This window comes from Stenotrophomonas sp. STEN031, from assembly GCF_056759975.1.
Genome location: NZ_JBRREA010000038.1, coordinates 1 through 21646, shown reverse-complemented (window position 1 = coordinate 21646; position 21646 = coordinate 1). Strand labels below are relative to the sequence as shown.

Genomic DNA, 21646 nt, shown 5'->3' with positions numbered 1-21646 from the left:
GATCAGAGCTTCCAGCGCAGGGTCAGCAGCACATTGCGCGGCTCACCCCAGTACACGCCGTTGTAGAAGCCCACGTTGCTGAAGTACGCCTTGTCCAGCAGATTGTTGACGTTGAGCTGGGCACTGAAGTTCTCGTTGAAGCGGTAGCCCGCCGACAGGTTCAGCAGGTAGAACGAGTCCTGGGTGATGCGCGCACTGACCAGTGCGCCACTGGTCAGGTAGTCGGTCGCAGGCTTGCTGCTGTTGCGCCAGATTTCGCTCTGCCAGGTAGCGCCGCCGCCCAGCCAGAAGCGACCTTCGGCACCGCCCGGACGCCAGCTGGTGTTGAGGCGGAAGGTGTCCACCGGGGTGGTGGTGTTCTGGCGAACGCCTGCCTGGCTGTAGGTGGTGGTATGGGCGAAGCCGGCCGACAGGTTCCAATGCTCGCCCAGGCTGCCCTGTGCTTCGACTTCCCAACCCTTGACCTTGTTGCCCTTGCCGGTGGAACGGTAGGCGCTGGAACCATCGGGCAACGAGTTCACCGGTACGCTGTCGTCCAGTTCGGCGACGTTGTCCTTGACGCCCTTGAACACGGCGGCCGAGGTATTGAGCAGGCCATCAAAGAATTCAGCCTTGAAGCCGGCTTCCCACATGTCGCCGACCACTGGCTCGAGGTAGCTGTTGTTCTTGTCGCGGTAGTTCTGCGGCTGGAAGATGTCGGTATAGCTGGCGTAGGCGCTGAAGTACTTGTTGATGTCGTAGATCAGGCCAAGGTATGGGGTAAGCGTGTTCTCCGGCTTGTAGCCAGTGCGGGTGGTACCGGTGCGGTTGCCGGCGGTGTCGTAGGTGTAACGCCAGGTCCGGGTTTCCCAGGTGCTGTAGCGGGCACCGGCGACGGCGAGCAGTGGGTCGGCCAACTGCAGGCGGGCGGCGACATAGGCAGCGCGCTGCTTCAACTCGTCTTCCGAACCCAGGTAGCCGTTGCGCACGATCGGCAGTTCCGGGATGTTGCCGGTCCAGTTGCGCCAGTCCGGCACCTGCGCGTAGTCGTCGGGATAGTCGGGGATGGTGATGGACGGGTACTCGCCCTTGCGCACGGACTCGCCAAGGCCAAACACCAGCTCGTGCTCGCGGCCGAACAGTTTGAAGTTGCCACCGACGTTCACGTCGAACACATCCATCGTGCTCTGTTCGGCGAAGTGAGAGAGGTAGGCGGTGACGCCGGTGCCATCCGGGCGCGGGAAGCCATTGGCGCCGTACCAGACGCTGCCATCGGTTTCACGGTCGGCGTGTGTGAAGCTGCCCTTCAACGCCCAGCCGGCGCCGAGCTGCTGCTCGATGCGGGCAAAGCTGGTCTTCTCGACGATCGGCCACTGGCTCCACGACGCCGACAGGTTGGTTGAGCGCGGCAGTTTGGCCGGCTTGCCGTCCACACCCCAGTAAGGCACCACGCCCCAGGTCACGCCGGAGGTCTCCGGCGACTGGTACTCGTAGCCGAGCTCAAGCAGGGTGCTGTTGCTGACGTCGGCCTGGATGATGCCGTAGAACACGTTCTTGTCGAGTTTGTAGACATCGCGGAACGAATCGCTCTGCTGCTTGGCAGCGACCGCGCGGGCACGGATGCGACCGTCCCAGGCCACCGGGCCGCCGATGTCGAACTCCATGCGCTGGTTGCCCCAACGGCCGAGCGTCAGGTTTGCGCCCATCTGCACGGTGTCGGTGGGGCGCTTGCGCACGAAGCTGATGGTGCCGGACGGATCGCCTGCACCGGTGGTCAGGCCGGTGGCGCCACGCACCACTTCGATGCGCTCGTAGATCACGTTGTCGGTATTGGTCTTGATCGATCCACCAAACGTGTTGAGCATGCCGTCGACCTGGAAATTGGTGATGTTGTAGCCGCGCGAGACGTAGTTGATGCGCTCGCTGTCGGTGACCGACACATGCACGCCGGTGACCTGGCCCATCACGTCGGACAGCGAGAACAGGCCCATGTCGTCCAGTCGCTGACGGGTGATGACGGTGACCGACTGCGGCGTCTGACGCAGTGACAGGTCCAGCTTGGTCGCGGTCTTGGCGTGCTTGACGGTATAGGAGTTCGCCAGCTCGCCTTCGGCGACGACCTTCACGGCATCCAGCGTGGTTGCATTGTCTGCAGGTGCTTCTGCGTGCGCGGAAGCCGGATTGCCAGCCAGAGCGACCGCCAGCGCGGTCGATAGCAGTGAAAGCGAAAGCGGAGTGGTTGCACGGGGGTTATGCATCGGCGTTTCCTGAGTGGCGAAAGTGGTGGGGCCAACAGGAGGAGTGCCAACGGCTCTGCTACACGACTGGCGTGTGAGGTGCCGGAAGAGGTTTCCCGCGTGCTGCCCGCATGCGCTGCGCGTTCGCCCATTGGCGTCGCGCGGCTTGGTATCTATCGGGGGTACACGGGGCTTGGCGGGTGGATGCAGTGCATCGCTGCCGCGAGGGGCTGGGCGTACGGCCTAGTTCGTAACGATAACCATTCTTATTTATGAGGGCAAGCTAAATTGTCTTTTGAGAGTGTTGAACTTTCTGGAGTGCGATGTTTTCGCGGAGGAAAGTGATCTCTCGGTGCTGCCATGGATCGCGTTGTGCATCGTGGCAAGTGTTAAAAAAAGCCATGGATTGCTTGTGGGAACGGCGCAAGCCGCGAGGCTCACAAGCTGTCCAATCACTGGCTCGATCGCAATCCGGAGATGTGGTCGGAATGCACGGGTTGCAGGACATGTATCGTCCGGATGGGATCTCAGCTTCGCGGCTTGCGCCGCTCCCACAAGAAGCGCGGCTGGTGTAGGAGCGGCGTCAGCCGCGAAGCTCACGATCTGTCCAATCACCGGTTCGGTTGCAATCTGGAAATGCGCTTGGCTCGTACGGATCGCGGAAACGCGGTGGCCTGAGGGGATGTCAGCTTCGCGGCTTACGCCGCTCCTACAAGCGTTGCCGGTCCCACGTTGGCGGGGTCAGAACTTCAGCCAGCCGGTCAGGGCATGCAGCAGCAGGCCGATCAGGCCGCCTACCAGCGTCCCGTTGAAGCGGATGTACTGCAGGTCGCGGCCGACGCTGAGCTCCAACTGTTCGACCAGCTTCTTTTCATCCCATGCCTTCACGGTCTGGGCGATATGGTTGGTGACGCCGCTGCGCAGGCGGTTGGTCAGCTTTTCCGCGCCCGCCAGCATGTGCTGGTTCAGCGCGTCGCGCAGGGCCGGATCGCTGCCGATGCTGGTGCCCAGCTTGCCAAGGCTGCGTTCCAGGTGGCCGGCCAGCACCGAGTCTTCGCGGGACAGGTCGGTGCGCAGATAGTCATGCACGCGCTGCCACAAGCCCTGCACATATTCCTGCACCGCTGGGTGATCGATCACCTGCTGCTTCAGTGCGTCCACTTTCGCAGCCAAGGCCGGATCGTCGCGCAGGCGGCGGATGTAATCGGCGATCCATGCAGCGTAGTCCTGCCGCAGTGGATGCTCGGGCTGCGACAGGATCGCCTGCAGCTCTTCCAGACCGGCGCGCGCCAGCCTGTCGGCCAGTGAATCGCCGATCTCGTCGATGGGCTTGACCCAATCCACGGTGCTGGCCAGCTTGGGCCATTCCTTGCGGATGTAACGCACGATCAAGGCCGATGCTTGTTGTCGTACCTTGTCGTTGTCCAGCCAATGGGCGATGCGCGTAAGCCCTTCATCGAGCACGCGTTGGTGGCGGTTGTCGGCAGTCAGCAGGCCCAGCAGTTCACCTGCGGTTCCCGCAGCGTTCCATTGCCTCAGCTGGGCCACCACGAAGCCCTGGATGGAACGACGCACTGCCGCCTCGTCGAGCAGGTCCAATGCCTGCACCGCCCAGCCGCGTGCCATCCCGGCCAGCATCCTGGCCTGCGCCGGTTGCGCCAGCCATTCGCCCAGGCGGGTGGCGGGGTCGAACACCTTCAGCTTGGCCAGCAGTGCTTCCGGCTCCAGGAAATGGTCGCGGACGAACACCGCCAGGCTGTCGGCGATGCGTTCCTTGTTGCGCGGAATGATGGCCGTATGCGGAATCGGCAGGTTCAACGGTCGCCGGAACAAGGCCACGACCGCGAACCAGTCAGCCAGGGCGCCCACCGTGGCCGCCTCACAGAAGGCACCCACCCACGCCCAAATGCCGCGTTCGCCGTTGATGTGGCTGACGACGAAGCCCGCCAGCATCGCCAGCAGCATTGCCACCGCGTACAACTTGAGGCGGCGCAACTGCGCGCGGCGCGGATCGTCCTGTGGGCTCACGGCTTAGTCGCTGTCCTTTGCGCTTACCGCCCGGCGGAAGCAGTGGTTGCCTGCAGGGTGCGCCCATTCGCCGGCACGCTGGGGGCCGTCCGCGGTGCTGGTATCGAACTGCGCGCACAACTCGTAATGGGTGGGATCCAGGGCGCGGTAACGGTAGTCGGGCCCACCGCCGGGATCCTTGTAGGTCAGGACCATGCCGGGTTGCGCGGCCAGCGCGAGGATGTTCGGCGGCAGCGCATCGTTCTCGCGCCAGTAGTTGCTGGCTGCGATTTCCAGCGTGCGCAGATGCGATACGCGCGCCTCATCCAGCCGCTTGAGTCGTTGCTGCGACGGTGAATCGATCACCCAGACACCGGCTGCAATTGCGGCTGCAGTGACGATGCCGGTCGCCCAGAGTACGCGGGTGCCCCAAGCAGTGCGGCTCATGCCTCGACCTCCTCTTGGCGCAGGTCCCACAGGTAGTAACCGAACACCGTGCCGGCGATGGCGCCGACCACCAGCACCTTGAGCACAAAGCGCAGGCTGAGGTCGCCACCGAGCAGGTTGAAGACCAGGGCGGTGAGGTCGCCGATCAGGACGGTGGCCGCCACGAACAGGGTCAAATAGGTGAGCCAGCGGCGTACCGGCGACAGCCGCTTGATCGGATGCCTGTCCACGTCGCGGCTGACGCGGTGGGCGGCGAAGACGAACACCGGGAAGGCGATGACCAGGGCCGAGATCGCCCAACGGATACCTCCGCTCAAGCGCATCAGCTGCCAATCGGGATCAGCCGGGTCGGGCAGGGCGTACTGGATAAGCTGGAACAGCAGGCTGCCCAGGTTCCAAGCAAAGAAGTACAAGGTACTGAACAGCACCAGATAGGCGAAGGCTTCGCGAGCCGACAGCGAGGCGCGTGGGCGTGGTACCGGTAGCGGGAAATCCACGTCGGCCCAACCGCCGAGTACGCCGCTGATCTGCTGTTCGCTCCAACCGGCGGCCAGCAGCGCGCTGCTGACCTGCTGGCGGCTGTGTCCGCGCATCAAGGCATCGCGGACAAAAGCTTCAAGTTCGGGGGAGGCCGAGGCCATCACATGCTCCTTGCAGGGATGACCGCAGCCTAGGCGGCCGGCTCAGTGCAATCAAGCGTCGATGGGCTCTTCTGCCTGGGCGGCCAGCATGCGTGCGCGCAGGGCATCCAGCTCCATGCGCAGGGCCTGGTTCTCGGCGGTGAGCGAAGCCACGCGCTGGCGCAGGGCCTGCACTTCGGCGCTGTCGACGTTACCGTCCAGGCCATCGGCTTCGGCCATGCTCAGCGGCTGTGCGTCGTCATCGGCATCCTCGCGTGCAGCCTTGGGCTTGCGCTTGGCATCGCGCACGCGCTTGGCGGCCTGCTTCAGTTCGTCCTTGCCGCCACGCGCCGCTGCGCGCTGCTCGTCCTCGGGCAGGCTGGCCACGGTGGCGGCGGCACTGAGCGAGATCGCGCCCACGCGCATCGCCTCGATCACCTCGGCGGTGGCGTGCTCGTGGATCTTCTCGATCATCGTCACCTGGCTGGGACTGAGCTTGGCTTCGCGGGCCAGATCGGCCTTGGACAGCTTGGGTGCGGGCTCCCATGGTGGGGTGTCGGCATCGCTGTTGGCGTCGTTGATCGCAGCTTCACCGTCGCTCTCACGGCGCAGTTGCTCCTGTTCAGCCCGACGGCGGGTTTCCAGGATGTCGCGCTTGCGCAGGGCGAGCACGCCGCGCTGGTAATCGGAGACGCTGCGCCGGCCCAGGTGTTGCTCGATCATCCACAGATGCACGTCATCCATGGACTTGAAGCGGGTGTTCTGCACGGTGTTGAACGGGATGCCATGCCTGGAACAGATGCCGTAACGGTTGTGGCCATCGATCAGCACATCGCCCCACAGCACCAGTGCGTCGCGGCAACCCTCGGCCAGCAGACTGCGCTCCAGCGCGTCGTGCTCGTCCTGCGTGAGCGGATCGATATAGGCCTTGAGTTCTTCGTTGACGATGATGTCCATGAGCGCTGCCGGAAACGTGGAGCGGCATTGTGAAGCCAGCAGGAGCCGGGGCCAACCCTTGTATTTGCGGAAAATAGCAGGTCCGTGTCGGTGCCCTACGGTGGTCGGCGTACCATGAGCGCCAGCGACAACGCCTTCGCAACCGGGAAAACCTCATGAACACTCCCCATATCCGTGAACAGTGGCAGAGCCTCGCCGACCGTCTGTCGCTGCGCACCCGCGCGTTCATAAATGGGCAGTACGTGGACGCGGCATCGGGTGCCACTTTCGACTGCATCAGTCCGATCGACGGGCGCGTGCTGGGGCAGATCGCCGATGCTGGCCAGGTCGATATCGACCACGCGGTGGCGGCGGCGCGGCGCACCTTCAATGCGGGTCATTGGGCTGGGTTGAAGCCGGCCAAGCGCAAGCAGGTATTGCTGAAGCTGGCGGCCTTGGTCGAGGCGCATGCCGATGAACTCGCCCTGCTGGAAACGCTGGACATGGGCAAGCCGGTGGCGCAGGCGCGGCAGGTGGATATCGGTGGCGTGATCCGCTGCATCCAGTGGACGGCGGAGGCGGTGGACAAGTTGTACGGCGAAGTTGCCCCGACCGGTGGCAACGAATTGGGCTTGATCACCCGCGAGCCGCTGGGCGTGGTCGGCGCGATCGTGCCGTGGAACTTCCCGCTGCTGATGGCGGCATGGAAGATTGCCCCGGCACTGGCGGCCGGCAATTCGGTGGTGCTCAAGCCTTCGGAGAAGTCTCCCTTGAGCGCCTTGCGCTTCGCCGAGCTGGTGAGCGAAGCCGGCGTCCCGGATGGTGTGTTCAACGTGGTACCCGGTAGTGGCAAGGGCGCCGGCGAGCCGCTGGCGCTGCATATGGATGTGGATGGTCTGGTGTTCACCGGCTCTACTGCGGTGGGCAAGCGGCTGCTGCAATGTGCAGGACTGTCGAACATGAAGCGCGCCTACATGGAATGCGGTGGCAAGAGCCCGAACATCGTGTTTGCCGATGCGCATGATCTGGACAAAGCAGCTGAGGCGACGGCGAGCGCGATCTTCTACAACCAGGGCGAAGTGTGTACGGCAGGTTCGCGTTTGCTGGTGGAGCGCTCGATCAAGGACGCGTTTGTCGCGAAGGTGATCGAGCATGGTCGGCATATGCAGCCTGCGCATCCGTTCGAGCCGAAGGCGGCAATGGGAGCGATGGTGGATGAAGCGCAGACCCAGCGCGTGCTTGGCTATGTGGAGAAGGGCACGGCGGAAGGCGCACGGCTGTTGCTGGGTGGCAAGCGTGCGGATGTCGTTGCGGGCGGGTGTTACATCGAACCGACGGTGTTTGATGAAGTCAGTCCGCAACAAAGCATCGCCCGCGAGGAGATATTCGGCCCGGTGCTGTCGGTGATCGCATTCGATGGCGAGCAGCAGGCCTTGCAGTTGGCCAATGACACCGAGTACGGCCTGGCCGCCGGTGTGTGGACGCGCGATGTTTCGCGAGCGCATCGTGTTGCACGAGGCCTGCGAGCGGGTAGCGTATGGGTGAACTATTGGGATGGCGGCGACATGACCGCGCCGTTTGGTGGGTACAAGCAATCGGGCAATGGCCGCGACAAGTCCTTGCACGCCTTCGACAAGTACACCGAGATGAAGGCGACCTGGATCAATCTGGAAGGCTGATCTGCTCCCTCCCTTTTGGCGTAAGCCAAGGGGAGGGCTGGGGAGGGGTTGGCTGTTGAGCTTCGGTTGTTGCGTTTGAAACCCTGCAAGCAACAGCAAAAGCTACCCCTCCCAACCTCCCCTTGGCTGCGCCAAAGGGGAGGGGCTTTTGCCCCCTCCCTTTCGCATAGCGAAGGGGAGGGCTGGGGAGGGGTTGGCTGTTGAGCTTTGGCTGTGGCGTTTGAAGCTTCAAAGCAGCAGCAAAAGCTACCCCCTCCCAACCTCCCCCTTGGCTGCGCCAAAGGGGAGGGGCTTTTGCCCCCTCCCTTTCGCGTAGCGAAGGGGAGGGCTGGGGAGGGGTTGGCTGTTGAGCTTTGGCTGTTGCGTTTGAAGCCTTGCAAGCAACAGCAAAAGCTACCCCCTCCCAGCCTCCCCCTTGGCTACGCCAAAGGGGAGGGGCGGTGCGTGCAGCCCTGAGTTCACATTGGGTTACTCCTTTTCCTGCGCAACCACCGCGCCGGTCGCCGGGTCCAAACGCACCTCGACCTTCTCGCCGCTGGCGGTTCGGCCCTTGGCCTTCCACATGCCGTCATCCAGCTTTACATCGCTGACGCCGGTGTAGCCGGCGCCGGCGAGCTGTGCGCGGATATCTGCCTCGCTCAGCTGCGATACCGTTTTGTCCGGGTAAACGGTGCCATTGCGCGGGTCGATCTTCACGTCGACCTGCTTGCCATCTGCGCTGGTTGCATCGGCCTCCCACATGCCGTCATCGAACTTGACGTCCTTGACGTTGGTATAGCCCTGCGACTCAAGGTGCGCACGCACCTGCGGCGCGGTCAGTGCATCCTGTGCCTGGGCGATGCCGCTGCCGGCCAATGTCAGCGCGGCTGCAATCAATGCGGTACGTAGCGGTCGGTTGTTCATTGGTCTGCTCCTTCGGGTTCATCTTCATCGCGCTTCTGACGCGGGATCAACGCTAACCCCGCCAACCTGTATCGATCCGTGAATTTGTGCGGCTTCAACAGGCGACAATCGGATGCGGTTAATGGATGTGCATAGGAGTGCAAAAAAATGTTTTCAGGATGTTCATTCCTGCCGCAGTGGATGCTTGGGTCAGTGCGCGACAACAGGCAGCTGTAGTGCCGAGCCATGCTCGGCAGGGGCTTTGCAGATCAGCTGGGCGTGCGCAGGCGTGTAGGAGCGAGGTGAGTCGCGAAGCCGATAAACCATCGGGTCGCAGAGATGCCTATCGCTGATGTGATGCATGCTTCGCGGCTTGCGCCGTTCCCACAACGCGTCCAGATGGGCGAGGGGGTGACGGAAACGTCTGGAAGTCACCGCCATGGGCAATGCATCCATGCGAGGGGCGATGCTGTGACCACCACCAGTGCCAACAGTTTCCAGCCCTCCCGGTGAAGATGGCAGCGTCGGCAAGCAACGGTGTCGGCTGCAACCAAATGACGGCCGCGGCGGCGCTGCATGGCAGACTGCGGCCATTATTTCTCCTGTCACAGCCATGTCCACCGCAGCCAGCTCCGCCCCTCTGAACTCCCCGCGCCGCGTCCTGGCAGCCAGTCTTGTCGGCACCACCATCGAGTTTTTCGACTTCTACATCTACGCCACGGCGGCGGTGCTGGTGTTTCCCAAGCTGTTCTTTCCCGAGAGCAGCAATGACGCCGCGCTGCTGCAGTCGTTGGCGACTTTTGCGGTGGCGTTCATCGCGCGGCCGGTGGGCTCGGCGGTGTTTGGGCACTACGGCGACCGGATCGGGCGCAAGGCAACGCTGGTTGCAGCACTGCTGACCATGGGATTGTCGACGGTGGCGATCGGGCTGTTGCCGACCTATCACGACATCGGCGTGACAGCGCCGCTGTTGCTGGCACTCTGTCGGTTTGGGCAGGGCCTCGGGCTTGGCGGGGAATGGGGCGGCGCGGTGTTGCTGGCGACCGAGAACGCGCCGCCGGGCAGGCGCGCGTGGTACGGGATGTTCCCGCAGTTGGGTGCGCCGCTGGGCTTCCTATTGTCGGCCGGTACCTTCCTGCTGCTGGGGCGGGTGCTGGACGACGCCAGTTTCCTGTCCTGGGGCTGGCGCGTGCCGTTCGTCGCCAGTGCGTTGCTGGTGATCGTGGGGCTGTGGGTGCGCTTGAACATCCGCGAGACGCCGGATTTCCAGAAGGCGCTGGACCAGGGCCAGCGCGTGCGCCTGCCAATGCACGAGGTGCTGGTCCGCCATGGCTTCGCGGTGGTCGTTGGCACCTTGGCGGCGTTCGCCACCTTCGTGCTGTTCTACCTGATGACGGTGTTCACGCTGGGCCACGGCACGTCGGTGCTGCATTATGCGCGCGAGGACTTCCTGCTGCTGCAGATGGTCGGCATCCTGTTCTTCGCTGCCGGCATTCCATTGGCGGCGCTGTACGGCGATCGTCATGGTACGGTCAAGGCGATGCTGTGGGCGACGCTGGGCATCTTTGTATTCGGCCTGCTGTTCCAACCCCTGTTCCAGGCCGGGCATCCCTTGCAGGTATTGCTGTTCCTGTCGCTGGGCCTGTTCCTGATGGGCCTGACCTACGGACCCTGCGGCACGATGCTGGCCAGCCTGTATCCGGTGCAGGTGCGCTATACCGGCGCGTCGTTGTCGTTCAATCTGGCGGGGATCCTGGGCGCCGCCCCCGCGCCTTATGCGGCGACCTGGCTGGCCGGAAAGTTCGGCATCGCCGCGGTTGGCGGCTACCTGTGCGGCACCGCGCTGCTGACGGCACTTGCGTTGTTGGCAATCCGCCGTTGGCAGCGGCAGGGTGCCGCAGGGACGCCGTAAGTCGCGACTACTGCCGGTCCCACACAAGACCGGCGACGTGTGCGCTTTGCGGCGTTCCTGCAGCGATGAAACGCAGGAGCAGCGGTGTTGCGATACCTGCTGGGCTTCACGCAGCCGCGCCACTCCCGCAAAGCGGATCAGCGGAACAGGCGCTTCAGCGTGCGTCCCAGCCAGCTGCCTTCCTGGTGCTCCCTGGCGAACTGGTTGAGGTGGCGCTTGACGTGCTCGGCATACGCCTTGTCATCACCACGGATGTGGTTGAACAACCAGCGTGACAGCATGTTGCGCAGCTCGTCGGTGACGTCCTCGCCGGACTGGAAGCGCATGCGGTACTCAGAGACCCGCTTGCCGAATACTTCGTGCACGCGTTTGTGGGCGGCGCAGAAGGGGTAGCCCGCTTCTTCCATCAACTCTTCTTCAAAGGCGAAGTGCGACATGGTGTAGTCCACCAGTTCGTCGATGACTTCAGCCACGGCGACGCGCTCCAGACTCTTTTGAGCGACGTGCAGGTGGTTGAGCATCTCCACGATGCGCATGTGCTGGTGGTCGATGACCTCCACGCCCGTATTGAGATCGTCTTGCCAGACCAGTAGTGCCACCGCCACTTCTCCCTCTGTGTGCTTTGAGCTGCACTGTAGGGAGCGGGCCGGGAAGGCGCGTTGATCTGGATCAATGCCTGTAGCGGGGCAAGGATTTCATTCAGATATGGCGGTGAGGGCTTTCAGTGCGTATCGGCGCTGCAGACGCGGTTGCGTCCGGCGGCCTTGGCCAGGTACAGCTGGCGGTCGGCTTCGGTGATGAGCTGGTGCAGGTTGCCGCTGTGCAAGGGCATGCGGCAGACGCCGATGCTCACCGTCATGCTCAGGATGCTGTCGCCGAATGGCAGTCGCAAGGCGGCTACCGATTGCCGCACTTTCTCGAAGTGCGCGGCGCTGGCGGCTGCATCAAGGCCGGAAACCATCAGGCAGAACTCCTCGCCACCAAAGCGGGAGCTGATGTCCTGGCTGCGGGTGTTGGCCTGCAGTACCGAGGCGACCGCGCGGATGGCCTGGTCGCCAGCCTCGTGGCCAAGGCTGTCGTTGATATGCTTGAAATGATCGATATCGACCATGGCCACGGCGACCATGCCGCCGTTGTCGACAGCGCTGAGCTGGCGCTGACTCTGCTCAAGGAAGCTGCGGCGGTTCGGCAGGCCGGTCAGGAAGTCGCGCGTGGCAAGATCCTGCAGCGTGCCGATCAGCTCAAGCTGGTCCACGTTCTGCGACACACGGCAGAAGAACTCCTCGCGCGAGAACGGTTTGCGCAGGAAGTCATTGGCGCCGTTCTTCAGGAAGCGCGGGATCAACGACGGGTCCGAATTGCCGGAAATGCCGATCACCGCCACCTTGTCGCGTGCACGCAATGCGCGCAGCCGCCGGGTGAGCTCGACGCCCTGCATGCCCGGCATCTCCTCGTCGACGATGACCAGTCGTATCGCCGGATCGGCCTCGATGGCGCGCAGTGCCGCGTTGCCGTCGTCGGCTTCGATGACGTGGTAGCCGTACATCGTCAGCAGTGCGGACGCGTAGGCGCGTGCAGACGGCGAATCGTCCACCACCAGGGCGGCGATCCGGCGATTGCGCTCCATGCGCTGCACCAGCCAGACCAGGTAATCGACGCTGCCGGGGGTGTTCTTCAGCACGTAGTCGATGATCTGCTGCTGCAGCACGCGCTTGCGCAGGTCCTCGTCGTAAACACCGCTGACCACGATGGTGGGCAGGCCGCGGTCGACGAAATACTGCACCACCTGGTCGCGATCGCCATCGGCGAGCACCAGCCCGGTCAGGACCAGGAACCAGCCGTCTTCACGGTCCAGCAGTTCGCCGGCCTCGGCCAGGCTGGAGGCGACGCTGACCGGCAGTTCCAGTCGCTGCTCGATGGCCTCACGCAGCATCGTGGTGAAGGTGCGCGAGTTCTCCACCAACAGGATGCGCTGGGGCAGGGGCGCGATCGACGGACTGTCAAAGGCGGCCTGTGGCGTGCTGGCAGTAGTGGCGAGAGTAGGGAGCATCGGAAGGTATAGCGGCCGCGGGCGCAAAAGCTTGAGGTTGTATGTGACCGTGAGTGGGGATTGGCAAACGCCAGCCCTGCACTCGCGGTGATCCGCGCCCTTCATCCCCGGTCCCCAATCCCCGCCTCACCACAACAGATCGCGCAGCTTGTACCAGGACATTGCCGCCACCAGCATCGGCATGCGCAAGGCCTTGCCGCCCGGGAAAGCGCCGTGTGGGATGCGTTCGAATACGTCCAGGCGCTGCGCCTGGCCGGCAATGGCGGCGGCGATCACTTCACCGGCCAGCCCGGTGCTGGCGACGCCGTGGCCGGAAAAGCCCTGCGCGAAGTACACGTTCGGGGTGATCCGCCCCCAGTGCGGGGCGCGGTTGCGGGTGATGTCGATATAGCCGCCCCAGACGTATTCCATCTCCACATCGGCCAGCTGCGGGAATACCCGGCGCATGCGTCGGGTCATGCTGGCGCGCAGTCCCGGTGGTGGCAGCGCGGAGTAGGTGGCCTGGCCGCCGAACAGCAGGCGGTGGTCGCGACTGAGGCGGAAGTAGTCCAGCGCCCAATTGACGTCGGCCACGGCCATGTCGTTGCGGATCAGTGCCCGTGCGCGCTCGGCGCCCAGTGGCCGGGTGGCGCCGATATAGGTGCCGACCGGCATCATCCGGGTTTCCAGCTCGGGAGCGATGTCCTGCAGCCAGGCGTTGCCTGCCAGGATGATGAAATCGGCGTCAACGCGGCCGTGGGCGGTGATCAGCGCTGCTTGCGGGCCGCGTTCAAGCCGGGTGACCGCGGATTGCTCATGGATGGTGACACCAGCGGCTTCAGCGGCCTGGGCCAGGCCCTGCGCATAAGCCAGCGGATGCAGGTGGCCGCTGGCAGCGTCGTAGACCGCGCCCAGGTAGCGTTCGCTGGCCAGTTCCTGCTGCAGGCGTGGGCGGTCCCACCATTCCAGCGGGTAGTCATAGCGCTGCGCCATGCGCTCGATGTCATTGCGCAGGGCGCGTTCCTGGCGCGGCTGGATCGGCACGCTGGCGTGGCCGTCGCGCCAGTCGCAGTCGATGCCGTGGCGAGCAATGCGCTGCTTGAGCATGTGCATGCCTTCGCGCGAGAAATCGAACAGCAGCCGCGCATCGGCGTCACCCACCAGTGCTTCCAGCGTGTCCTGTTCGCAGCCATAGCCGACGATGGCTTGGCCACCGTTGCGGCCAGAGGCGCCCCAGCCCACGCGCTCGGCTTCCAGTACGGTGACCTTGTAGCCCTTTTCAGCCAGTGCCAATGCGGCGGTCAGGCCGGTGTAGCCGGCGCCGAGCACGGCCACATCGGCGCGCGCCTGGCCACGCAGGGGCGCGCGTAGCGGAAGCTCGGGTTGGCTGGCGGCGTACCAGCTCGGGGGGTAAACGGATGCAGCGGCGTCCACGGACATCTGGCCGAATCAGGGGTGGGAAGTGTAGCGACACCGGCGTATGCAGCGTGCGCAGGCCAGTGAAGAACCCGCATAGTGTGCCTTGCCTTACTTGAATCGCGGATGGCGCTTGGTTGCCTAAACAGCAGGGCAGGGGTAGCGTGCAGGCACGTCTCATGAGCTTCATCCATGGCCAGCCTGCCGCTGGTCGGCTTGCCTACCGACAGCAAACCGATCGGCTCCCATCCGTTTCTTGTGGTTGGTGAAAAATACGTGCGGGCCGTTGTCGACGGCGCGCAGGCCATGCCGCTGCTGCTGCCTTTGCTGCAACCGCCGCTACCGCCGGAAGCCTGGTTGGCGACGCTGGATGGCCTGCTGCTGACCGGTGCAACCAGCAACATCGAGCCGTACCACTACGATGGCGGCGACAGCTGGCCGGGCAATCCGCACGATCCGGCGCGCGATGCCAACGTGTTCGGGCTGATCCCGCAGGCGCTGGCGCTGGGCATGCCGATCCTGGCGATCTGCCGTGGTTTCCAGGAGGTGAATGTCGCTTTTGGCGGCAGCCTGCATCCGAAAGTACATGAAGTGCCGGGGCTGGCCGATCACCGTGAAAACCCGGCGTCATCATTGGAAGTGCAATATGGGCCGGCGCATGCGTTGCAACTGAGCCCGGGTGGTTTGCTGGCAGGCATTGCCGGCGGCAGCGAGGTGATGGTCAACTCGGTGCACGGGCAAGGCGTAGCCAGGCTGGGCGAAGGGCTGCAGGTCGAGGCCCGCGCGCCGGATGGGCTGATCGAGGCGTTTCGTGGCACTGGCCCCTCGTTCCTGCTCGGCCTGCAGTTCCACCCGGAATGGCGGGTTACCGAAAACCCGTTCTATCTGGGCATATTCCAAGCCTTCGGCGAGGCCTGTCGCCGCTATCGGTCACACAAACAAGTTGGTTCCCCATGACGTCGCGCCCCCGCACCCGCAGCCGTAAAACCGCCATTGCCGTACAGGAAGAAAGCCTGTTGCTGCGCTGGCTGAAGGAGCGGCACATCACCGAGGTTGAATGCCTGGTGCCGGATATCACCGGCAACGCCCGTGGCAAGATCATCCCGGCCGACAAGTTCTCGCACGATTACGGCACCCGTCTGCCCGAGGGCATTTTCGCTACCACGGTGACCGGCGATTACCCGGATGATTACTACGAGCTGACCTCGCCGGCCGACGCGGACATGATCCTGCGGCCGGACCCGGACACCGTGCGCATGGTGCCGTGGGCGACTGATCCCACCGCGCAGATCATCCACGACTGCTACACCAAGAATGGCCAGCCGCATGAACTGGCACCGCGCAATGTATTGCGGCGGGTACTGGCTGCGTACGAGGAGCTTGGACTGAAGCCGGTGGTGGCGCCGGAAGTGGAGTTCTTCCTGGTGCAGAAGAACACCGATCCGGATTTCCCGCTGCTGCCGCCTGCTGGCCGCTCCGGTCGCCCGGAGACGGCCCGTCAGTCGTATTCGATCGATGCGGTCAATGAATTCGATCCCATCCTCGACCTGATGTACGACTATTGCGATGCGATGAAGCTGGACGTGGATACCTTGATCCACGAATCCGGCGCCGCGCAGCTGGAAGTCAATTTCACCCATTCCGACGCGATGTCGCTGGCCGACCAGGTCTTCCTGTTCAAGCGCACCATGCGTGAGGCGGCGCTGCGTCACGGCATCTATGCCACCTTCCTGGCCAAGCCGATGGAGACCGAACCCGGCAGCGCCATGCACATCCACCAGAGCCTGGTGCGCATTGCCGATGGCCGCAATGTGTTTGCCGGCCACGCAGAAGGCGAGTACAGCGAGACCTTCGACAATTACCTGGCTGGCCTGCAGAAGTACGTGCCTGCGGCGATGGGCTTCTTTGCCCCGAACGTGAACTCCTATCGCCGGCTGGTGTTCGGCGAGGTATCGCCGAGCAATGTGGAGTGGGGCTTCGACAACCGCACCTGCGGCCTGCGTGTGCCGATGGACAGCCTGGAGAACAATCGCGTGGAGAGCCGTTTTGCCGGTTCCGACGCCAATCCCTACCTGGCGATGGCGGCGACGCTGGCCTGTGGCCTGCTGGGCATCCGCGAGAAGTTGACCCCGACCACCCCGATCAGCGGTAACGCCAAGGAGCTGGGTTACGAACTTCCGCGCTCGCTGGGCGAGTCGCTGGATGCGCTGGAGGGCTGCGAAGCCCTGCAGGAGCTGCTGGGGCGCCGTTTCTGTCGCGCCTATGTCTCGGTCAAACGCAAGGAATACGAGACCTTCTTCCGCGTGATCAGCTCCTGGGAGCGCGAATTCCTGCTGCTGAATGTCTGAGCGCAAGGCTTGTCTCCCTCCCTTTTGCGCAGCAAAGGGGAGGGTTGGGGAGGGGTTTGCTGTTGAGCTTTGGCTCCGGCGTTTGAAGCCTGCAGGCAACGGCTGCAGCTACCCCCTCCCAGCCTCCTCTTTGGCTGTGCCAAAGGGGAGGGTCGGTGCATGCAGCTCTGCTCCCTCCCTTTGGCGCAAGCCAAGGGGAGGGCTGGGGAGGGGGAGCTCTGCTGTGGCGTTTCAAGTGTTGCCAGCTTCGCGGCTCACGCCGCTCCCACAAGCCCTACATCCAACTTCTACACACGAAGCCGCCGCAGATGGGACAATATGCCCACTTCCCGGCCTGGCCGGTCCCCCCATACCGCTCCCGGATCCCACTGGAGAACCCATGAATCTGCGCATTCTCACCGTTGGTGTCGCCATCTCCCTGCTCGCTGCCTGCGGCGGCAAGGAAGAGGGCGCCAAGCCCGCTGAAGGCGGCGAGGCCAAGGTCCTCAACGTCTACAACTACTCCGATTACATCGCCGAAGACACCATCCCGAACTTCGAGAAGACCACCGGCATCAAGGTCACCTACGACGTGTTCGACAGTGACGAGATGGTCGAGACCAAGTTGCTGACCGGCGACAGCGGTTACGACATCGTGGTGCCGACGCTGAACTTCTTCGGTCGCCAGATCCAGGCCGGCGTGTTCCTGCCGCTGGATAAGAGCAAGATCCCGAACCTGGCCAACCTCGACTCGGCGGTGATGCAGCGCATTGCCGGCCAGGACCCGGGCAACCAGTACGGCGTTCCCTACATGATGGGCAGCACCGGCATCGGCTACAACGTGGCCAAGCTGAAGGAGCGTTTCGGCGGCAGCGCTGACATCGCCAACAGCTGGGACCTGGTGTTCAAGCCGGAAAACATCGCCAAGATGAAGGACTGCGGCGTGACCCTGCTGGACACCCCGGCCGACATGATCCCGGTGGCCCTGCACTACCTGGGCGAAGACCCGCACAGCGCCGACCCGGCCGTGCTGCAGAAGGCGGCCGACCTGCTCAAGTCGATCCGCCCGTACGTGCAGAACTTCCACTCCTCGCAGTACGTGGGTTCGCTGGCCAATGGCAGCACCTGCCTCGTGGTGGGCTGGTCGGGTGACATCATCCAGGCCCGTGACCGCGCCGAGGAAGCCAAGAACGGCGTGGAAGTGGCGTATTCCATTCCGAAGGAAGGCGCACCGCAGTGGTTCGACATGCTGGCCATCCCGAAGGATGCCAAGCACCCGGGCAACGCCTATGCCTTCATCAACTACCTGCTGGAGCCGGAGGTAGCGGCCAAGAACACCAACGTGACCCACTACGCCAACCCGGTGAAGTCGGCGACCTCGTTGGTCGACCCGGCCATCCGCGACGACAAGACCATCTACCCGGCCGAGGATGTGGCCGCCAAGATGTTCACCTACGCTATCAACAGCCCGGAGACGGACAAGCTGTATACCCGTCTGTGGACCGAGATCAAGACCGGCCGTTGATTCCAGGCAGGTTTAGCGTGTGAGTGTTTACAACGCCTCCCTCTTGCAGGGAGGCGTTGTTGTTTGCGGCGTTCGCGCGCTGTCGGTTGCCAGTGGAGAAGGCGAGGCAGGGCTTGTCTCCCTCCCTTTGGCGCAGCCAAGGGGGTGAAGAAGGCCTGCTTGCACGCCATTGGCGCGCGGCCTGATGAACGACCGAAGGCTGCGCCTTCGGGCCGGACGGGCTGGGGAGGGGTAAGTTCTTGAAGCTTCACGCACTATCAGCTTCGCGGCTGACGCCGCTCCTACAGCACCGCTGCCGGGCATGGCGTGGGTCGCGCGCGCTGCGGCTTGGCGGGTCTCCCTCCCTTTGGCCCAGCCAAGGGGAGGGTTGGGGAGGGGTAAGTTCTTGGGGCCTTCACGCACTATCAGCTTCGCGGCTGACGCCGCTCCTACAGCGCCCCTGTCGAGCATGGCGTGGGGCGCGCTGCGGCTTGGCTTGTCTCCCTCCCTTTGGCGTATAGCCAAGGGGAGGGCCGGGGAGGGGTAAGCCTTTGTGGCCTTTCGCGCATTACCAGCCTCGCGGCGGACGCCGCTGCTACGGCCTGCGCACCTTCACATCGGCCCCAACCGCCACAGCCAGCGGTGTCGCCGACAAAAATGGGGGGCTAAACTACGCCCGTTTGTTCATCTGCCTGCTTCCGGAGCCCCTACATGCCCGTTGACGCCAAGCCGGACCCGATCGCCCTCAGCAGCGAGCCCGGCTATCTGTCCATTCGCGATCTGCGCAAGGAATTCGATGGCTTTGTCGCCGTCGATGACGTCAACCTGGACGTTCGCAAGGGCGAGATCTTCGCCCTGCTGGGCGGTTCGGGCAGTGGCAAGTCCACCCTGTTGCGCTGCCTGGCCGGCTTCGAGACGCCGACCAAGGGCAGCATCCTGCTCGACGGCCAGCCGATCACCGCGCTGCCGCCCTACGAGCGGCCAATCAACATGATGTTCCAGTCCTATGCGCTGTTCCCGCACATGACGGTGGAGCAGAACATCGCCTTCGGCCTGAAGCAGGACGGCATGGCCAAGGATGCGATCGCCCGCCGCGTCGGCGAGATGCTGGAGCTGGTACAGCTGCAGAAGCTGGGCAAGCGCAAGCCGCACCAGCTCTCCGGTGGCCAGCAGCAGCGCGTGGCGCTGGCGCGGTCGCTGGCCAAGAGCCCCAAGCTGTTGTTGCTGGACGAACCAATGGGCGCGCTGGACAAGAAGCTGCGCTCGAAGATGCAGTTGGAGCTGGTCAACATCATCGAGCAACTGGGCGTCACCTGCGTCATGGTCACCCATGACCAGGAAGAAGCCATGACCATGGCCACCCGCATCGCGGTGATGGACCAGGGCTGGATCCAGCAGATCGGCAAGCCGGACGATATCTACGAACAGCCGGCCAACCGCTTTGTTGCCAGCTTCATCGGCTCGGTCAACCTGTTCGAGGGCGTGATCGACGAGGATCTGCCCGAGTACGTCACCGTGCGCACCGCCGACTTCCCGGCGCCGATCTATGTCGGCCACGGCATCACCGGTTATGAAGGCCAGCCGGTGGCGTTCGCGCTGCGCCCGGAAAAGGTGCATATCGCCAAGGAAGAGCCGGAGGGTGAAACCAACAAGGCGTTTGGCGTGGTCGAGGACATCGCCTATTTCGGCAGCCACTCGGTCTACCACGTGCGCCTGCCCAGTGGCGCCAAGATCCTGTCCAACTTCGCCAACATGAAGCGCTGGGACAGTGACGGCATCACCTGGAACGATGAAGTCTGGGTGTCCTGGGATGACAACGACGGCGTGGTGCTGACCTCATGAGCGCGATCGGGCCGAACCTGGGTGGGTGGCGGCGCTGGCTGCCGGGTGCGCGCGCGGGTGTGATCGGCGTGCCGTACCTGTGGCTGCTGCTGTTCTTCGCGATCCCGTTCCTGATCGTGTTGAAGATATCCTTCGCCAAGATGGCGGTGGCGATGCCGCCGTATACCTCCATCGTGGAGTACGTGGACAACGCGTTCACGGTCAACCTCAACCTGGGCAACTACACCGCGCTGTTCACCGACAGCCAGTACGTGGTGGCCTACCTGAGCTCGATCAAGATCGCGGTGATCTCGACCTTGCTGACCCTGTTGATCGGCTACCCGATGGCCTATGTGATCTCGCGCATGTCGCCGTCGGCGCGCAACATCGCGATGATGCTGGTGGTGCTGCCGTCGTGGACCTCGTTCCTGATCCGCGTCTATGCCTGGATCGGCATCCTCGACAGCAATGGCCTGATCAACCGCACGCTGATCAGCATCGGCTTGATCGATGAGCCGTTGCGCATCCTCTATACCCCGGTGGCGGCCTATATCGGCATCGTCTACTGCTACCTGCCGTTCATGGTGCTGCCGCTGTACGCCAACCTGGTCAAGCTCGACCATCGCCTGCTGGAGGCGGCCTATGACCTCGGCGCCAAGCCCTGGCAGGCCTTCCTGCGCATCACCTTGCCGCTGTCGCGCAGCGGCATCATTGCTGGCTGCATGCTGGTGATGATCCCGGCGGTGGGTGAGTTCGTGATCCCGGAAATGCTGGGTGGCCCGGATACGCTGATGATCGGCCGCGTGCTGTGGGGCGAGTTCTTCAACAACCGCGACTGGCCGCTGGCCTCGGCGGTGGCGATCGTGATGCTGATCCTGCTGCTGATCCCCATCATCATCTTCAACCGTTCGCAGCAGCGTGAGCTGGAAGGGAAGCTGGCATGAGCATGACCCGGCGTAGTTCCTGGTTGGGTTGGAGCATCCTGCTGCTCGGATTCGCCTTCCTGTACCTGCCGATCCTGTTGTTGATGGTGTATTCGTTCAACTCCTCGCGTCTGGCGACGGTGTGGGCAGGCTTCTCGACGCAGTGGTACGGCGAGCTGTTCCGAGACCGCCAACTACTGCAGGCGGCGTGGATCAGCATCAAGATCGCGTTCTGGACCGCGAGCGCGGCAATGGTGATCGGCACCATGGCGGCGATGGCGATGACCCGCTTCAAGCGTTTCCCCAGCAAAACCATCTTCGGTGCCCTGGTGACCGCGCCGCTGGTGATGCCGGAAGTGATCATCGGCCTGTCGATCCTGCTGATGCTGGTATCGATGGGCGGCCTGTTCGGCCTGCCGTCCAAGGGCGTGGTGGCGATCTGGATCGCGCATGTCACCTTCACCATTTCCTTCGTGACCGTGGTGGTGTCCTCGCGCCTGCAGGAGCTGGACCGCTCGCTGGAAGAAGCTGCGATGGACCTGGGCGCGAACCGGATCAAGGTGTTCTTCCTGATCACCTTGCCAATCATCGCACCGGCGCTGCTGTCCGGCTGGCTGCTGGCTTTCACCTTGTCGCTGGACGACGTGGTGATCGCCAGCTTCGTCGCCGGCCCCAGCTCGACCACCTTGCCGATGAAGATCTTCGCCTCGGTGCGCATGGGCGTCAGCCCCAAGATCAACGCCCTGGCCACGCTGATGGTGCTGGCGGTGTCGACGGTGGCGGTGCTGGGCTGGTGGATTTCGGCCCGCGCCGAGAAGCGACGCCAGCGTGACATGCAGCTGGCGTTGCAGGAAAACGGCTGAGGGGCAAATGTAGTGCCGAGCCATGCTCGGCAGAGGCTTCACCATCGATCCATCACCAATGTGG

At 63.9% G+C, this 21646-nt stretch carries 17 protein-coding genes; 8 read left to right on the top strand and 9 right to left on the bottom strand.

Annotated features, from left to right (window positions below; translation table 11 throughout):
• Positions 1–2 precede the first annotated feature (2 nt).
• The 5 genes from ACVOLQ_RS15855 to ACVOLQ_RS15835 all read right to left on the bottom strand — a co-directional run bounded on the left by ACVOLQ_RS15855 (position 3) and on the right by ACVOLQ_RS15835 (position 6247).
• Entirely contained in the window at positions 3–2237 is a 2235-nt protein-coding gene (locus ACVOLQ_RS15855; protein ID WP_481528591.1) for a TonB-dependent siderophore receptor, read from the bottom strand.
• Between the two features lie 720 nt (positions 2238–2957).
• The gene (locus ACVOLQ_RS15850; RefSeq protein ID WP_313169460.1) at positions 2958–4244 is read right to left on the bottom strand and encodes a DUF445 domain-containing protein; all 1287 of its coding nucleotides are present in this window, start codon (positions 4242–4244) and stop codon (positions 2958–2960) included.
• Between the two features lie 3 nt (positions 4245–4247).
• The gene (locus tag ACVOLQ_RS15845; RefSeq protein ID WP_481528590.1) at positions 4248–4670 is read right to left on the bottom strand and encodes a hypothetical protein; all 423 of its coding nucleotides are present in this window, start codon (positions 4668–4670) and stop codon (positions 4248–4250) included.
• A complete protein-coding gene (locus ACVOLQ_RS15840) occupies positions 4667–5311 on the bottom strand; it encodes a DUF5671 domain-containing protein (protein WP_313493646.1) in 645 nt (214 codons plus the stop codon). The genes ACVOLQ_RS15845 and ACVOLQ_RS15840 overlap by 4 nt, the downstream gene beginning before the upstream one ends.
• Positions 5312–5362: 51 nt before the next feature.
• The gene (locus ACVOLQ_RS15835) at positions 5363–6247 is read right to left on the bottom strand and encodes a ParB N-terminal domain-containing protein (RefSeq protein ID WP_481528589.1); all 885 of its coding nucleotides are present in this window, start codon (positions 6245–6247) and stop codon (positions 5363–5365) included.
• Between the two features lie 155 nt (positions 6248–6402).
• On the opposite strand from ACVOLQ_RS15835, the gene ACVOLQ_RS15830 reads away from it, so the two are divergent.
• The gene (locus ACVOLQ_RS15830; RefSeq protein WP_481528588.1) at positions 6403–7905 is read left to right on the top strand and encodes an aldehyde dehydrogenase; all 1503 of its coding nucleotides are present in this window, start codon (positions 6403–6405) and stop codon (positions 7903–7905) included.
• 468 nt (positions 7906–8373) lie between these two features.
• On the opposite strand, the gene ACVOLQ_RS15825 is transcribed toward ACVOLQ_RS15830, so the two are convergent.
• A complete protein-coding gene (locus ACVOLQ_RS15825; protein ID WP_481528587.1) occupies positions 8374–8808 on the bottom strand; it encodes a PepSY domain-containing protein in 435 nt (144 codons plus the stop codon).
• 592 nt (positions 8809–9400) lie between these two features.
• On the opposite strand from ACVOLQ_RS15825, the gene ACVOLQ_RS15820 reads away from it, so the two are divergent.
• On the top strand, positions 9401–10699 hold the full coding sequence (locus ACVOLQ_RS15820; protein ID WP_481528586.1) for an MFS transporter: 1299 nt from the start codon (positions 9401–9403) through the stop codon (positions 10697–10699).
• A 137-nt stretch (positions 10700–10836) separates the two neighbouring features.
• On the opposite strand, the gene ACVOLQ_RS15815 is transcribed toward ACVOLQ_RS15820, so the two are convergent.
• The 3 genes from ACVOLQ_RS15815 to ACVOLQ_RS15805 all read right to left on the bottom strand — a co-directional run bounded on the left by ACVOLQ_RS15815 (position 10837) and on the right by ACVOLQ_RS15805 (position 14168).
• Positions 10837–11298 carry a bacteriohemerythrin gene (locus ACVOLQ_RS15815; protein WP_313493651.1) on the bottom strand — a complete coding sequence of 154 codons (462 nt, stop codon included), beginning with the start codon at positions 11296–11298 and terminating at the stop codon, positions 10837–10839.
• 122 nt (positions 11299–11420) lie between these two features.
• A complete protein-coding gene (locus tag ACVOLQ_RS15810; RefSeq protein WP_313169474.1) occupies positions 11421–12749 on the bottom strand; it encodes a GGDEF domain-containing response regulator in 1329 nt (442 codons plus the stop codon).
• A 126-nt stretch (positions 12750–12875) separates the two neighbouring features.
• Complete coding sequence (locus tag ACVOLQ_RS15805) at positions 12876–14168, bottom strand: NAD(P)/FAD-dependent oxidoreductase (protein ID WP_481528585.1); 1293 nt, start codon at positions 14166–14168, stop codon at positions 12876–12878.
• A 168-nt stretch (positions 14169–14336) separates the two neighbouring features.
• On the opposite strand from ACVOLQ_RS15805, the gene ACVOLQ_RS15800 reads away from it, so the two are divergent.
• From ACVOLQ_RS15800 to ACVOLQ_RS15775, 6 genes are all read left to right on the top strand, one after another.
• The gene (locus tag ACVOLQ_RS15800; protein ID WP_481528584.1) at positions 14337–15101 is read left to right on the top strand and encodes a gamma-glutamyl-gamma-aminobutyrate hydrolase family protein; all 765 of its coding nucleotides are present in this window, start codon (positions 14337–14339) and stop codon (positions 15099–15101) included.
• On the top strand, positions 15098–16492 hold the full coding sequence (locus tag ACVOLQ_RS15795; protein WP_481528583.1) for a glutamine synthetase family protein: 1395 nt from the start codon (positions 15098–15100) through the stop codon (positions 16490–16492). The genes ACVOLQ_RS15800 and ACVOLQ_RS15795 overlap by 4 nt, the downstream gene beginning before the upstream one ends.
• A 379-nt stretch (positions 16493–16871) precedes the next feature.
• Positions 16872–17996, top strand: a complete 1125-nt coding sequence (locus ACVOLQ_RS15790) for a polyamine ABC transporter substrate-binding protein (RefSeq protein ID WP_481528582.1) — start codon at positions 16872–16874, stop codon at positions 17994–17996.
• Between the two features lie 690 nt (positions 17997–18686).
• On the top strand, positions 18687–19817 hold the full coding sequence (locus ACVOLQ_RS15785) for an ABC transporter ATP-binding protein (protein WP_313169481.1): 1131 nt from the start codon (positions 18687–18689) through the stop codon (positions 19815–19817).
• Complete coding sequence (locus ACVOLQ_RS15780) at positions 19814–20740, top strand: ABC transporter permease subunit (protein ID WP_313398231.1); 927 nt, start codon at positions 19814–19816, stop codon at positions 20738–20740. The genes ACVOLQ_RS15785 and ACVOLQ_RS15780 overlap by 4 nt, the downstream gene beginning before the upstream one ends.
• Positions 20737–21582 carry an ABC transporter permease subunit gene (locus ACVOLQ_RS15775; RefSeq protein ID WP_293706776.1) on the top strand — a complete coding sequence of 282 codons (846 nt, stop codon included), beginning with the start codon at positions 20737–20739 and terminating at the stop codon, positions 21580–21582. Before ACVOLQ_RS15780 ends, ACVOLQ_RS15775 begins: the two co-directional genes overlap by 4 nt.
• Positions 21583–21646: the final 64 nt, after the last annotated feature.

Bases quoted from the DNA above. Each gene is read 5' to 3' on its own strand.
- ACVOLQ_RS15820 (WP_481528586.1), top strand. From the start codon at position 9,401: ATGTCCACCGCAGCCAGCTCCGCCCCTCTGAACTCCCCGCGCCGCGTC.
- ACVOLQ_RS15825 (WP_481528587.1), bottom strand. From the start codon at position 8,808: ATGAACAACCGACCGCTACGTACCGCATTGATTGCAGCCGCGCTGACA.
- ACVOLQ_RS15830 (WP_481528588.1), top strand. From the start codon at position 6,403: ATGAACACTCCCCATATCCGTGAACAGTGGCAGAGCCTCGCCGACCGT.
- ACVOLQ_RS15795 (WP_481528583.1), top strand. From the start codon at position 15,098: ATGACGTCGCGCCCCCGCACCCGCAGCCGTAAAACCGCCATTGCCGTA.
- ACVOLQ_RS15845 (WP_481528590.1), bottom strand. From the start codon at position 4,670: ATGAGCCGCACTGCTTGGGGCACCCGCGTACTCTGGGCGACCGGCATC.
- ACVOLQ_RS15790 (WP_481528582.1), top strand. From the start codon at position 16,872: ATGAATCTGCGCATTCTCACCGTTGGTGTCGCCATCTCCCTGCTCGCT.
- ACVOLQ_RS15840 (WP_313493646.1), bottom strand. From the start codon at position 5,311: ATGGCCTCGGCCTCCCCCGAACTTGAAGCTTTTGTCCGCGATGCCTTG.
- ACVOLQ_RS15835 (WP_481528589.1), bottom strand. From the start codon at position 6,247: ATGGACATCATCGTCAACGAAGAACTCAAGGCCTATATCGATCCGCTC.
- ACVOLQ_RS15800 (WP_481528584.1), top strand. From the start codon at position 14,337: ATGGCCAGCCTGCCGCTGGTCGGCTTGCCTACCGACAGCAAACCGATC.
- ACVOLQ_RS15775 (WP_293706776.1), top strand. From the start codon at position 20,737: ATGAGCATGACCCGGCGTAGTTCCTGGTTGGGTTGGAGCATCCTGCTG.
- ACVOLQ_RS15810 (WP_313169474.1), bottom strand. From the start codon at position 12,749: ATGCTCCCTACTCTCGCCACTACTGCCAGCACGCCACAGGCCGCCTTT.
- ACVOLQ_RS15805 (WP_481528585.1), bottom strand. From the start codon at position 14,168: ATGTCCGTGGACGCCGCTGCATCCGTTTACCCCCCGAGCTGGTACGCC.
- ACVOLQ_RS15855 (WP_481528591.1), bottom strand. From the start codon at position 2,237: ATGCATAACCCCCGTGCAACCACTCCGCTTTCGCTTTCACTGCTATCG.
- ACVOLQ_RS15780 (WP_313398231.1), top strand. From the start codon at position 19,814: ATGAGCGCGATCGGGCCGAACCTGGGTGGGTGGCGGCGCTGGCTGCCG.
- ACVOLQ_RS15785 (WP_313169481.1), top strand. From the start codon at position 18,687: ATGCCCGTTGACGCCAAGCCGGACCCGATCGCCCTCAGCAGCGAGCCC.